The following is a 14170-nucleotide window of genomic DNA, read 5'->3' as shown; positions in this document are numbered from 1 at the left end:
TTCCGCCCGCGCGCCCACCCGGCGCGCATCGACAAGATCCCCACACATGTTCAAGCAACTCTGGGCCACCAAGCACCCGCATGCCGCCCATGAAGACGCCAATGGCCTGAGCCTGCGCCGCCACCTCGGACCCTGGGGGTTGACCGCCCTGGGCATCGGCGCAGTGATCGGCGGCGGCATCTTCGTCATCACCGGGCAGGCCGCAGCCAACCATGCCGGCCCGGCCATCATGCTGTCCTTCGTGCTGGCCGCCATCTGCTGCGCGTTCTGCGCCATGGCCTACGCCGAGTTCGCCTCGATGGTGCCGGTCTCGGGCAGCGCCTATACCTACACCTATGCCACCTTCGGCGAGCTCTCGGCCTGGTTCATCGGCTGGATGCTGGTGCTGGAGTACGGCGTGTCCGCCTCGGCAGTGGCGGTCAGCTGGACCGGCTACTTCCTCAGCCTGCTCAGTCACTTCGACATCCACCTGCCGGCCGCGCTGGTGAGCGCACCGCTGGACGGGCAGCTGCGCCCGACCGGCGCGATCGCCAACCTGCCCGCGGCCATCCTGGTGCTGCTGCTGACCTGGCTGTGCTACGTGGGCATCAGCAAGTCCTCGGCCATGAACATGGCCATGGTGGTGCTCAAGACCGGCCTGATCGTGCTGGTGATCGTGGTTGGCTGGAAGTACGTCGATCCGGCCAACTGGACCCCGTTCATTCCGGAGAACCAGGGGCCCGGCAAGTACGGCATGGAGGGCGTGCTGCGTGGCGCTGCCATGGTGTTCTTCGCCTATATCGGTTTCGAGGCGGTCTCGGTGGCGGCACAGGAGTCACACCGTCCGCAGCGCGACATGCCGATCGGCATGATGCTCTCGCTGGTGGTCTGCACGGTGCTGTACATCGCCATGGCGGCCGTCATGACCGGCCTGGTGCCGTACACCCTGCTCGGCACCGATGAGCCGGTGGTCACCGCCGTCGCGGCGCATCCCCAGCTGGGCTGGCTGCGGGTGGTGGTGGAAATCGGGGCACTGGTCGGCCTTTCTTCGGTCGTACTGGTGATGGTGATCGCGCAGCCGCGCATCTTCATGATCATGGGTCGCGATGGCCTGCTGCCGCCCGTGTTCACCCGGATCCATCCGAAGTACCGCACTCCGCATATCAATACGGTCATCACCGGAATCGGCATCGCCCTGCTGGCTGCGCTGTTCCCGCTGGATGTGCTCGGCGAACTGACCTCGATGGGCACGCTGATCGCCTTCGCGGCGGTGTGTGCGGGCGTGCTGATCCTGCGCCGCACCCAACCGGACCTGCCGCGCCCGTTCCGCATGCCGATGGCGTGGCTGATCTGCAGCCTGGGCGTGCTCAGCTGCCTGGCGCTGCTGTCGGCGATGACGATGCACAACTGGATGCTGATGGGCGTGTGGACGTTCTTCGGGTTCGTGATCTATTTCTGCTACGGCTTCCGGCACAGCCGCCTGCGGGTGAAGTAAGGGGTTCTGCATTGCAGGGCCTGCGGTCCTGCACCCGCCTTTGAAGCCGGAGCAACGGCAACAGCAACAGCGGAGCCGAGGGTTTGGCGGGACGGGTTGGGTTCGCGGGGGACGCCGTGAATCCATCCCTGGAGGCTTGGCCGCGGCATCCATGCCGCGGACACCCCCGCGAACCCAACCCGCCCCACCTCCGACAGTCTCCTGGCGCGTCTGGTTGGTCCACGTCATGCGTGGATGAATTCGTCCAGGAGATGAATTTTCGTAGGTCGATGAATCCTCTGTAGAGCGGAGCCATGCTCCGCTCCGAGCAAGTGCAGCGAAGCGACCCGCTTTTCGCTTTTCCTTCTTCACTCCGTGGCTGACACGCACGGAACCTGTCCGTGGCCGGGCGGGTGGGTTGTGCAGGGGTGTCCGCGGCAGGGATGCCGCGGCCAAGCCCCCAAGGATGGCTTTACGGCGTCCCCTGCACAGCCCACCCGCCCGGCCAAAGCAAGAAATCCCGCCCGGCGAGACAGCCACGAGGGGCTCAGCCGTTGGCCGAATCCAGTAAAATCGCCCGCATGAACGCCGCCCCCCTCCCCTATGACACCGCGCGCCTGAGCGAGCTCGCCCAGCTGCTGATCGACAACGTCCGCGAACTGGCCCAGGCCGGCTGGACCCCGGCCACCAGCAGCAACTTCTCCCATCGGCTCGACGACCGCCATGCGGCAATCACCGTCTCCGGCAAGGACAAGGGGCGGCTGATCGAGGACGACATCATGGTCGTGGACTTCGATGGCCAGGCCGTCGGCCGTCCCCTGCGCCCGTCCGCCGAGACGCTGCTGCACACGCAGCTGTACCGGCGTTTCCCGGAAATCGGCTGCGTCCTGCATACGCATTCGCCGGTGCAGACCGTCGCCTCGCGCCTGTATGCACCACAGGGGCACATCCGCCTGGAAGGCTATGAGCTGCTGAAAGCCTTTGCCGGCAACAGCACGCACGAGATGGCCATCGACGTTCCGGTGTTCGCCAACACCCAGGACATGAACGTGCTGTCGGCCCAGGTCGAGGATCTGCTGGACCGCCAGACGCTGTGGGGCTACCTGATCGATGGCCACGGCCTGTACGCCTGGGGCCGCGACATGGCCGAAGCGCGCCGCCACCTTGAGGCATTCGAGTTCCTGCTGCACTGCGAACTGGAACTGCGCAGGCTGCGTGGCTGAGCAGATTCCAAACCGCAATCTGCGCCCGCCCGCCACCCTGCTACCCTGTCCTCCCCCCGAGACGTTCAAGCTGCCGCCATGAGCCGACTGCGCATCTACGACGACACCCGCCCCGAATCCCCGCTGCTGGACAGCCAGGACGGCGCCATCATCGCTGCCGAGCTGCAGAAGATCGGCGTGACCTTCGAGCGCTGGCAGGCCACCGCACCGGTCGCGCCGGGCGCCAGCCAGGACGAGGTGTTCGCCGCTTACCGCGCCGACATCGATCGCCTGGTCGCCGAACGCGGCTTCAAGAGCGTGGATGTGGCGTCGATCGCGCCGGACAATCCCAACCGCGCCGAGCTGCGCAGGAAGTTCCTCGACGAGCACTTCCACAAGGAAGACGAAGTGCGCTTCTTCGTTGCCGGCTCGGGGCTGTTCACCCTGCACGTGGGTGACAAGGTCTACGAGATCGAATGCGTGAAGGATGACCTGATCGCCGTGCCCGATGGCACCACACACTGGTTCGACATGGGCGAGGAGCCGAGTTTCGTGGCCATCCGCTTCTTCACCGAGCCGGATGGCTGGGTCGGCCACTTCACCGGCACCGACATCGCGCAGAAATTCCCCCGTTACGTTCCGACCCAGGCATCCTGATCCATGCAGCCCCGCGTCATCCTGACCGACATCGAAGGCACCACCAGCAGCATCTCGTTCGTCAAGAACGTGCTGTTCCCCTATGCGCGCCAGGCGCTGCCCGGCTTCGTGGCCGAGCATGGCCAGCGACCGGACGTGCGCCGCTGGCTGGACACGGTGGCCAGCGAAATCGGCGGCGCCTGCCAGGACAGCCTGGTCGCCGAGACCCTGCAGGGCTGGATCGACCAGGACCGCAAGCACACGGCGCTGAAGGCGCTGCAGGGCCTGATCTGGGACGCCGGCTATCGCCGTGGCGACTACACCGCGCACTTCTATCCGGAAGTGGCGCCGGTGCTGAAGGGATGGCATGCCTCGGGCCTGCCGCTGTACGTCTACTCCTCCGGTTCGGTGCCGGCGCAGAAGCTGTTTTTCGGTTTCAGCGACGCGGGCGATCTCAGCCCGCTGGTGTCAGGCTGGTTCGACACCGAGATCGGCGGCAAGCGTGAGGCCGACAGTTACCGCCGCATCGTCCAGTCCATCGGCGTGCCGGCAGGCGAGATCCTGTTCCTGTCCGACGTGGTGGAAGAGCTTGATGCCGCGCGCGAGGCCGGTCTGCAGACCCGCCTGCTGGATCGTCTGGACGACTACCCGATGCCGCGCGTCGGCGACGCCGCCCACGGTCACGAGCGGGTCGAGAACTTCCAGCAGATCCAGCTGTAACACGATCCCTTTCTGGTCGCAGCCAACCCGGGTTGGCACCGGCCCAGGCCAGGTACCGCCGACGGCGCAGCCTCAACGATCGTTGAGGCTGCGCACCTCCAGCGCCTCGCGCAGCGTGGCCAGATCCACCGGGCCGCGCACGTTGATGTCGCGGCTCTCGCCCGGCAGCAGATCGAGCAGGTTGTCCTCCAGTTGCACCTCCAGGGCACCGAAGTCCACCCATGCCGCGCGCACGAATGCCCTGCTCTGCAGCCGCAGCCGGTAGTGGTCCCCCTCGACATCCAGCGTGGCCCTGAGCGCCTGGCGGGGCAGTACCTGATCCTTCGCTTCGACGAATCCAACGACCTGACGCGCAGTCGTCTTCCTTCCCTGCAGCACCTCGAACACGGCAATCGTGCGCTTCGGATCGGCACCCGCCAGCAGTTCGGCATCACTGAAATCGCCGACCGCCGTCACGCCCGCGGCCGCCAGGGTCACCGCCTGCTCGCGACGACGTAGCACTTTGCCGTCGACATCCATCACCCGCAGCCGCCAGCGCGCCTCGCCGGCGTCGCCATCGTTGAGCAGACGCACGCGTGTCGTGCCCTCGTCACGCAGCGCCGCCACGGCAACGGGAGCGAAGAAGCGCCGCGCCTGGTAGTGCAGCGCCTTCCAGCGCCCGAAGTAGTCCACACTCGACCAGGACGCACCCGGCCATACGTCATTGAGCTGCCAGTAGAGCGAGCCCATCGTGTAGGGGCGTGAGGCGCGATGGTGCAGCGCTGCCAGAGCGATGCCATCGGCCTGCATCACCTGGCTGAGATACACGAAGTCCCCGAAATCCTTCGGCGTACCGTAACCCCGCTCGATATAGTGCAGCAGACGGCTGTTGCCCTCGCCCGCCATGAATTTCTGGTGCGCGCGAATCACCGGGCTGTCGATCCGCTGCTCGGCGCGGGTTGCGATCTGGTCCACCGTAGCCACGGCCGGCCACGCCTGCAGGCCGTACTCGGACATGAAGCGCGGCGTCTCGCGCAGATAGGCCTGCACCGGCAACGCCGGATTGCCCCACACCTGCCAGTAGTGCTTGTCGCCACGGGTGGAGTCGTTGGCCTTCTCGTCGAGGTCGTTGCTGGGCGAACTGGACCAGTACGGCACCCCCAGCCCTTCTTCACGGACCACCGCACGCAGGTCATTGCCGAACAGGTCCACATAGCCCTGCCAGACCTTTGCGGCGAAGACCGGATCTGCGGCCTTCAGGTCGCGGCCATGGCCCCAGTCCTTCCACGCGGTTTCCTCTTCGTTGTTGCCACACCACAACACGATGCTGGGGTGATGGCGCAGGCGGCGCACGTTCTCGCGCGCTTCGGCAACCACGCTGGCGCGGAATGCCGGGTCGTAGCCGGGCTGCATGCCGCCGCCGAACATGAAGTCCTGCCAGACCAGCAGGCCCAGTTCATCGGCAATATCGAAGAACACATCGTTTTCGTAGTAGCCGCCGCCCCAGTTGCGCAGCATGTTCATGTTGGCGTCGCGCGCGGCGGTCAGCACCTGGCGCACGCGCGCGGAATCCACATGGGCCGGGAACGCGTCGAAGGGAATCACGTTCGCACCCTTGGCGAAGACCGGCACGCCGTTGATCACGAATGCGAAGCCCTGGCCGCCATCAGCGTCCTTGTCGCGGCGCAGTTCGACCGTGCGCAGGCCGATGCGCTGCTCGCGCGCGAGCGACTCGCTATCGCCGCTGTCCAGGCGGACCGCCACCACGTAGCGATCCTGTGCCCCGTAGCCGACCGGCCACCAGCGGCGGGGCTGGGCAAGCGCCACCGGCAGCTCCACCGTATTCGCTCCCGGGGCCACTGCAACGTGCCGCTGCACCCGCGCGACACTGCGCATCTCCGGATCGAACACCTCCACATCGACGGCCGCGGTACCCACGGCAGCGTCCTGTTCCACCTGCAGCACTACCGCAAGCTTCGCCTGCTGCGCGTCCAGCATCTCGGTGCGTACGGCCACATCGCCGAGGCGGCGCTCCCCCCAGGACTCCAGGTCGATGCCACGCCAGACCCCGGCGGTGACATAGCGCGGACCCCAGTCCCAGCCGAAATGGTAGGCCGGCTTGCGCGCGAAATTACCGACCATCGCATCCTTCGGCTCGTCACCGTAGGGCGAAGGATAATTGCCAGCAATCCTGTGCGGCATCGCCTGGACAGCGGGCAGCAGCGTGCGGATCGGCGAACGGAACACGATCTGCAGCGTGTTGCCCGTCGCCTTCAGGCGGCCGTCCACGCGCACGCGCCAGCTGCGGTGAGCGTTGTCGGCGCGCAGCAGCGGCCTGCCGTTGAGGGTGACTTCCGCGTACGTATCCAGACCGTCAAAGCGCAGTTCCGCGTTCGGCCTGGCCAGGGTCGCGGCGTCCACATCAAAGCGTGCACGGTATTCCCATGCCGCCAGGCCGATCCACTGCAGCTCGGCCTCGGCGGCGCCGACGTAAGGATCACGGATCAGTTCGTGCGCCAGCAGGTCGGTGTGGATGCTGCCCGGCACCTGCGCGCTGCGCCATTGCTGCAGGCCGGGATGCGCCGCGCCCTGCGCGTCGCCCGGCAGCATGCGGAACTCCCAGCTTGCCTGTAACGGAGCGGCCGCTGCCGGGAATACGAGAGTGGCAATCCACAACAGGACCAGAGAGGCGAATGGGCAAACGGCACGGAAAGGGCGATGCACGGGCGGGACTCCTGTTGTGTCCGCCGGGCATGGCCCGGCGCTACCGATCATGCTTCGACGGGCATGGCCCGGCGCTACCGATCATGCTTCGCCGGGCATGGCCCGGCGCTGCCGGTCATGCTCAACGCACGACGTTCAGCACTTCGTAGCAGGCACCCATGGTGTGGTAATCCACCTTGCCTGCGGGGCTCTTTTCATCGCTGTACTTGCGGTTGTCTGCATCGAGGATCCGGAACCAGGCGCCGTAGCGGTGATCGACGAAGTGCTCCCAGGAATAGGCCCAGATGCGGTCGTACCACTGCCAGTAGCGGTCATCACCGGTGCGCGCAGCCATCAGCGCAGCGGTTGCCAGGGTTTCGGCCTGTACCCAGAAGTACTTGTCGTCGTCGCAGACGAAGCTGTCGCCGCCGATCGGCGCGCCGTCCATGCCCGGCTGCCGCCGTGACTCCGGCGCGAAACCGTAGTACAGGCCACCACGGGCCTCGTCCCAGCTGCGCTCCACGGCCACGTCGAACAGATGACGCGCCGTCGGCACCAGCCAGTCGGCCTGCACGTGCCGATCCAGGATCAGCAGCAGTTTGGCCCACTCCGTCTGGTGGCCCGGCTGGAAGCCCCAGGGACGGAACAGATGCTTGGGGTCGTCCAGGTTGTAGTTCCAGTCGATCTCCCAGTTGGAATCGTAGTGCTCCCATACCAGGCCACCGGCCTTGGCTGCCTGTCGACGGGTCATGTTGTCGGCCAGCTGCAGGGCACGTTCCACATAGCGCTGTTCGCCACTGGCCTCGAACGCAGCCAGCATGGCCTCGCACATGTGCATGTTGGCGTTCTGTCCACGGTAACCGGTGAAGTTCCACTGGCCGTCCGCCTCGTCCCGGTACAGACCGTGCTGCGGCTCCCAGAAGCGCGCCTCCAGCAGCTGCCAGGTCTCATCCATCCACGCGCGGGCCTGCTCGATGCCGGCCTTCAACGCGCAGCTGTAGGCCAGCAGGACGAACGCCACGCCATAGCAGTGATTCATGTCGTCCTCGACCTGGCCATCGCGCAGGGTCCAGGCATAGCCACCGGTGGCCGGATTGCGGTGCACCTCACGCAGATAGCGCACGCCATGCTCGACGGCCTCGCGGTACTCGGCCTTGCCGAACTCGCGATAGGCCATCGCGTAGTTGAAGACGAAACGGGTGCTGCTTACCAGATGGCGATGGCTGGCATCGTAGACGCTGCCGTCGTCACGGAAATAATGGAAGAAACCACCGGCCGGATCGATGCAGCGCGGATGATAGAACGCCAGGGTATCGGCGATATGCGCGCGCAGGAACGCGGGCGAACGGAAGTCGGGCGAGGTGCTCATGCGGTAATGTCCTGTGCCTGCAGCAGCTGCTGCACTTCGTCGAGCGAGGGCATCGCGGCGAACGCGCCCTTGCGGGTAACTGCCAGCGCGCCGACCGCGGCACCGAAGCGCAGCGTGGCGTCGATGGCCTGCGGGTCCCGGCAGAACGCATTGAATCCCGCGCCTGCGCCACCCCGCTCCAGCAGTCCCACCAGCACACCTCCCACGAAGGCATCACCGGCTGCGGTGGTATCGACAGCCGCGACCTGGAAGCTGGTCACCGTGCCCTGCGCCTGGCGGGTGTACCAGTGCAGCGTTGCCGCACCATCGGTCACGATCACCCAGCGAGCCTGCGCCGCCAGCAGCCGCTGCAGCACCGCGTCGTCGCCGCCGTCGCCCAGGGGCGCCGCCAGGTAGTCCAGTTCTTCGCGCGACAGCTTGACCAGGTCCGCGCGTTCGAGCGCCTGCCACAGGCGCGGCGACGGATCGACATCGGCCGGCCACAGCGCCGGCCGCAGGTTGAGGTCGAGACTGACCACAGCCCCGGCAGCGCGCGCGCGCTCCATGCCCGCGAAGGTTGCGTCCGCGATGGCCGCCTCGGTCAGGCTGTTGGAGCAGACGTGGAAGCACTGCGCACTGTCGAAGCAGGCGGCCTGGAAATCACTGTCGCGGAACAGCAGATCGGCCGCCGGCGGACGGTAGAAGCTGAAGCTGCGCTCCCCCTCTGCATCGAGAGCGACGAACGCCAGCGCGGTCTTGGCGGCATCGGTGCGGACGATGTAGTCGGTACCGACACCGTGCTCGGCCAGGCTTTCGGCCAGGAAGTCGCCGAACATGTCGCGGCCCAGCATGCCGACGAACTGGGTCTTCGCGCCCAGCCGCGCGGCAGCCACCGCGACGTTGGCCGGTGCCCCGCCGGCGTATTGCAGGAACGCGCGCGGCGTGTCCGCATTGGCCGGCGGCTGCGCCAGTAGATCGATCAAAATTTCGCCGAAGCAGACAATCGCACCCATTCCGGACTCAGCCTCCCTGCGTTGCGGAGGCCGGCGTACGTGCGCCGACCAGTCCGTAGAAAATGATGTAGACGTAGCACAGCAGCGGCAGGATGAAGCTGGCCTGCACCCCGATGTGGTCGGCCAGCACGCCCTGCAGGTACGGCACCACGGCGCCGCCGACGATGGCCATGATCAGCAGGCTCGAGCCCTTGTTGGTCAGCGGCCCCAGGCGCTCGATGCTGAGCGCGAAGATGGTGGGGAACATGATCGAGTTGAACAGGCCGATCGCCACCACCGAGTACAGCGCGACACTGCCGGCGCTGGCCATGGTCAGCGCCAGCAGGCCGACGTTGACCAGTGCGAAGATCGCCAGCAGGCGGCTCGGCGAGAAGCGGGCCAGCAGCGCCGAGCCGGCAAAGCGGCCGACCATCGCCATCGTCCAGTAGGCGGAAACGTAGTGTGTGGCCTCCTGCTCGCTGAATCCGCCGATGTCGGGCATCGACAGGTAGTTCACCAGGAAGCTGCCGATCGACACTTCCGCACCGACATAGAAGAAGATGCCAAGCACGCCCAGCAGCAGATGACGCTGGCGCAGCGCATCCAGATAGCTGTGGTGATGCCCCTGGTCGGCCTGTTCGGTCGCATCGCTCAGCGCCGGCAGGCGGAACAGGAACACGAACAACGCCAGCAGCACCAGCGCCACCGCGAGGCCCACATACGGGCCCTGCACGGCCTGCGCCTCGGCAGCACGATAGGCCAGCTGTTCGGCGGCCGGCATCGCCTCCATTTCATCGGCGCTCTTGACCGTATTGGAAAGAATCAGCATGCCGCCGAAGATCGGCGCGATCGCCGTACCCAGCGAGTTCAACGCCTGCGCCAGGGTCAGCCGGCTGGAGCTGGTCTGCTCCGGGCCCAGCAGCGCCACATAGGGATTGGCCGCCACCTGCAGCACGGTGATGCCGGTGGCGAGCACGAACAATGCACCCAGGAAGGCGCCGTAGATCCGCAGTTCGGCCGCCGGCCAGAAGCCCAGCGCACCCACACCTGCAATCAGCAGGCCGGCCACGATGCCCTTCTTGTAGCCGAGAGCCGCGACCAGGCGGCCAGCGGGCAGCGACATCAGGAAGTACGTACCGAAGAAGGTGAACTGCACCAGCATCGCCCGCGCGTAGTTCAGCTCGAACACCGCCTTCAGGTGTGGAATCAGGATGTCGTTGAGGCAGGTCAGGAAGCCCCACATGAAGAAGATGGTGGTCACCACGGCCAGGGCCTTGCCGTTGGTGACGGCCGGTGCGTTGCCCGGGGAACCCGACGGACGGGGCGTTGCTGAGATCGGCATGCGGAACGCGCCTCGTTGCGCGGAATCGTTGTTGCGTGGAAGGAGTAACGGCAGTGAAATCAGGTCGGCCGGGCGGCACTGCTTTCGCGGATCCGCAGCTGCACCGGAGCCACCGTGCGCCGTGGCGGCGCATCCGGTTCGTCCAGGCGCTGCAGCAGCAGTGCCGCCGCCTGCCGGCCACGCTCGCGCGGGTCGGCGGTCAGCGTCGTCAACGGTGGCACCGCCACCGAAGCCTCGGAAATATCGTCGAAGCCGGTGACAGCGAAATCGCCGCCCGGCCGGATGCCGCGCGAGTTCAGGCCCAGCATCAGCCCCAGCGCGACGGTGTCGTTGTAGCAGACCGCTGCGCTCGGCCGATGGCCATCGGCGAACAGTTCGTCGGTGCGTGCAGCCGCCTCCAGCCGGTTCGGCGCCGATTCGATCATCCAGCCGGGTGGCAGCGACAGTCCAGCCTCAACCAGCGCCTGCTGGAAGCCGGCACGGCGCTGGTGGCAGGAACTGGACGCCGCGTGGCCGCCGAAGAAGGCGATATGGCGATGGCCGCGCTCGATCAGGTGGCGGGTGGCCAGATAGGCCCCATGCTGGTTGTCCAGCGTCAGGAAGTCCCAATCAGCCCCGTCCAGCTCACGGTTGAACAGCAGGACGTTGGCATTGGCTCCCAGTGCCTGGCGCAGCTGCGTGGCATCGCTGCCTTCGGCCGGCGACAGGATCAGCCCCGCCGGGGTGTGTTCCATCAGCGTGGACAGCACCGCCTGCTGGCGTTCCGGCGATTCGCCGGTGCTGCCCAGCAGGGTCACGTAGCCACGCCCACCCAGCGCCTCGTCGACGCCGGAGGCGAATTCGGCGAAGAATGGATTGGACAGGTCGTTGATCACCAGTGCGATGCTGGAGGACGTGCGCCGCCGCAGGTTGGCTGCTGCGCGGTTGTAGACATAGCGCTGGCGCCGCAGCTCGGCCTCGACCTTGGCCCGGGTATCGACGTTGACCAGCGGGCTGCCGCGCAGCACCAGCGACACGGTCGCCCGCGATACGCCGATGGCGCGCGCGATGTCGGTCACCGTCACTGCCTTGCCGGCGCGTTTGCTGGAAGTGCTGCTGCCGTTGTCGTTCATCGTATTCCCGGGCTCCGCTGAGGGCTCAAGCCTAATGGATCGCGGCCGTCTCGTGCCGTGCCGTTCGCTGGGTCGCCGCGAACGGCACAGCCCCGATCAACGCAGCTGGCTGCCAGGTGCCGCGCACCAGGACACCGGCAGATCCTTCACCGCCGTGCCCCACCCCTGGGTCGGCGCCTGCGCGTCGAGGGCGAAGTGCAGGCGCGGGCCCTGCTGCAGGCGCTCCCAGTCCAGCCAGACCGGGGCATGCGCCTGGCCATCGACCTGCACGCCCTGCACGTACTGCAGGCGGCGGCCGTCCGCCCCCGGGGCATTGATGCGCAGGGTGCGGCCATTGCCCATGTCGACCTCGACCAGGGCAAAGCGCGGCGTATGCAGCAGGAACTGGCCACTGCCCGGTACTGCCGGGTACATGCCGATCGCACTGAACAGGTACCACGCCGACATCGTTCCAAGATCGTCGTTGCCGGTCACGCCATTGGGCGCATTGGTGAACAGCTGCTGCGCGGCCCGCACCACCGCGGCGGTCTTCCACGGCTGGCCGATCAGGGTGTAGAGCCACGGCGCGTGCAGATCGGGTTCGTTGTTCGGGTTGTAGCGGAACTGGTTGTAGTAGCTGTAGGGTCCGACCACCCATTCGCGCCGCGCGGCATTGAGCGGGTCGGCCTGCAGTGCATCCATCGCGAAGAAGGCATCGAGCCGGCGCCCGGCCTGCTCACGACCGTCCATCGCCTCGACCAGCCCCGGCATGTCCTGCTGCGCCAGCCACTGGTACTGCCACGCGGTGCCTTCATGGAAGCCGTGGTGGGAACGTGGGCTGTAGTGCCCGTCGGCCGGGGTGTACCACTGCCCGTCCTCGGTGCGAGGCCGCGGGAAGCCGCTGAAGCCGGTCTCGGCGTCGCGGACCTGCGGGTCCCACACCTTGCGCCAGTTGCGGCCGCGCTCTCGCAGCGTCGCCGCATCCCGGGCGTGACCCAGGCCATCGGCCATCTGCGAAAGCGCGCAGTCGGCCAGTGCATATTCCAGAGTGGCCGAGCCGCCGTGATGCGGATCGACGTCCATGCCCTTGGACGGGAACGCACGGTCGTAGACCACGTAGCCCTTGTCCAGATAGGTCGGATTGCCCGACCGGCCCGCATGACGGGAATTCAACGGCGGGGTGCCGAACGCATTGCGGCGCAGCGCATCCCACGCCTGCGATTCACGGCCCTTGAACGCACCGAAACGCCACAGGTCGACCATGAACGGGGTCACCGGATCGCCGGTCATGATGTTCGTCTCAAAGTTGGCGTAACCCCAGCGTGGCAGCCAGCCCCCCTGCTCGTCGATCGCCAGCAGCGTGCGGCCGATGTCACGCGCCACATCGGGGCGGGTCAGCGCCAGCCATTGGTTCTGCGCACGGTAGGTATCCCACAGCGAGAAGTACTCGTAGTAGGTCCAGCCATCCGCGCGATGGATGCCATCGTCGTAGCCGCGGTAGCGGCCGTCGGCATCGCTGCCGGTCAGCGGCTGCAGCAGCGCGTGGTAGGCGGCGCTGTAGAACACCGTGCGGTCATCAGCACTGCCGCCCTGCACGCGCACCCGGCCCAGCTCCTCGCGCCACGCCTGCTGCGACAGCGCGCGCATGCGGTCGAAGCCCATCAGCGCTCCGCCCTGCATGCCCTCGGTGCGCAGGTTGGTGCGCGCGCCTTCGGCATCGACATGCGAAATCGCGCTCACCGCCGTGACCGACTGCCCCTTGGCCAGGTCGAAGCTCAACCAGGCACCGTTCGGCTTCTGCTCGCCTTCCATGCTGTGGCGCGCCCCCGGCAGGCCACCGGCCTCGCCCCAGGTCCCATGCGCCTTGAACGGGCGATCGAACTCGATGCGGAACCACGTCGTGTACTGGTGGCCACCGCAGAAACTCTTGGTGACCAGCTTGCCCTCGACCACGCGGTCGCCGACCACGTCGATCACGCTGCCGATCACCGAATGGCGTTCATTCGCCTGGCCGACATTCACCAGCACGTGGCCATCGCCGCTTCGCTGGCTGAAGGTGTAGCGCTCGGCGGCGGCACGGGTGCGCGCGGTCGCCTCGGCATCGACGCCACCGTAGCTGGTCAGGCGCACCTTGTAGTAGCCGGCCTGGCCGATTTCGCCGTCATGCGTGTACGACGCGGCATAGGTCTTGTGGTTGAAGCTCTTGGCGTCGGCGGTGTCGAAATCGCCACCGGGACCGATGCTGCCGGTCACGGGCAGGACCGAGACCTGGCCGCCCTGCTCCCAGCACCCGGCACCGGACAGGAAGGAGTGGCCGAAGCCACGGATCTTCTCGTCGTCGTAGCGCCACCCCGAATAGTGGCTGCCGATGGGGCTGACCTGGATCAGGCCGAAGGGTGCCGAGGCGCCCGGGAACGTGTTGCCATCGTCCTTGCTGCCGATGAAGGTGTTCACCTCGCGCTCGAGTGCGGCCGGGGCGGCCTGCAGCAGCACCGGCGACATCGCCAGTGCGAGCAGCCAGGCCAATCGCGTCAACGGGCGCGGCGTCGAGGGGACAGCGGGAGCGGACGGCACTGGGCGCATGTCGGGTTCCTGTGGTCGATGGTGCGGTGGCAGACGGCTGGAGCCTGCAACGCCTTCCGCTGAGCGCTGCCTGCAGGCAGCCTGCTCCCCGTGGAATGGCGCGAGACCCGCGCAACCGTGA

The 14170-nt window shown here is 67.1% G+C and carries 10 protein-coding genes; 4 read left to right on the top strand and 6 right to left on the bottom strand.

All coding sequences use genetic code 11. The features are described from left to right. Positions 1-46 precede the first annotated feature (46 nt). The 4 genes from ACZK08_RS08700 (at position 47) to mtnC (ending at position 4011) form a co-directional block, all read left to right on the top strand. Positions 47-1474, top strand: a complete 1428-nt coding sequence (locus ACZK08_RS08700) for an amino acid permease (RefSeq protein ID WP_053519498.1) — start codon at positions 47-49, stop codon at positions 1472-1474. 560 nt (positions 1475-2034) lie between these two features. Further along, positions 2035-2676, top strand: coding sequence for a methylthioribulose 1-phosphate dehydratase (locus tag ACZK08_RS08695; RefSeq protein WP_065182687.1), 642 nt, complete (start codon positions 2035-2037; stop codon positions 2674-2676). 78 nt (positions 2677-2754) lie between these two features. Then, a complete protein-coding gene (locus ACZK08_RS08690) occupies positions 2755-3312 on the top strand; it encodes a 1,2-dihydroxy-3-keto-5-methylthiopentene dioxygenase (protein ID WP_053516703.1) in 558 nt (185 codons plus the stop codon). Positions 3313-3315: 3 nt separating this feature from the next. After that, positions 3316-4011: an acireductone synthase gene (gene mtnC / locus ACZK08_RS08685; protein WP_065182688.1), complete on the top strand. Its 696-nt coding sequence runs from the start codon at positions 3316-3318 to the stop codon at positions 4009-4011. A 72-nt stretch (positions 4012-4083) separates the two neighbouring features. Here the strand turns inward: mtnC and ACZK08_RS08680 are convergent, their stop codons facing one another. The 6 genes from ACZK08_RS08680 to ACZK08_RS08655 all read right to left on the bottom strand — a co-directional run bounded on the left by ACZK08_RS08680 (position 4084) and on the right by ACZK08_RS08655 (position 14049). Continuing rightward, positions 4084-6600: a beta-mannosidase gene (locus ACZK08_RS08680; RefSeq protein WP_231107789.1), complete on the bottom strand. Its 2517-nt coding sequence runs from the start codon at positions 6598-6600 to the stop codon at positions 4084-4086. A 235-nt stretch (positions 6601-6835) separates the two neighbouring features. Beyond that, a complete protein-coding gene (locus ACZK08_RS08675) occupies positions 6836-8062 on the bottom strand; it encodes an AGE family epimerase/isomerase (RefSeq protein ID WP_065182689.1) in 1227 nt (408 codons plus the stop codon). Further along, positions 8059-9054 (bottom strand): carbohydrate kinase family protein, encoded by a 996-nt coding sequence (locus tag ACZK08_RS08670; protein WP_065182690.1) that lies wholly within the window; start codon positions 9052-9054, stop codon positions 8059-8061. Before ACZK08_RS08670 ends, ACZK08_RS08675 begins: the two co-directional genes overlap by 4 nt. Before the next feature lie 7 nt (positions 9055-9061). After that, entirely contained in the window at positions 9062-10375 is a 1314-nt protein-coding gene (fucP, locus tag ACZK08_RS08665; protein WP_065182691.1) for an L-fucose:H+ symporter permease, read from the bottom strand. 59 nt (positions 10376-10434) lie between these two features. Beyond that, entirely contained in the window at positions 10435-11487 is a 1053-nt protein-coding gene (locus tag ACZK08_RS08660; RefSeq protein WP_065182692.1) for a LacI family DNA-binding transcriptional regulator, read from the bottom strand. Positions 11488-11583: 96 nt separating this feature from the next. Further along, positions 11584-14049, bottom strand: coding sequence for a GH92 family glycosyl hydrolase (locus ACZK08_RS08655; RefSeq protein ID WP_065182693.1), 2466 nt, complete (start codon positions 14047-14049; stop codon positions 11584-11586). Positions 14050-14170 lie beyond the last annotated feature (121 nt).

The sequence above is a fragment of the Stenotrophomonas sp. 112478_Sma genome (assembly GCF_056479905.1).
The sequence above is the reverse complement of the archived record's forward strand: the minus strand, read 5'-3'. Positions and strand labels throughout refer to the sequence as shown.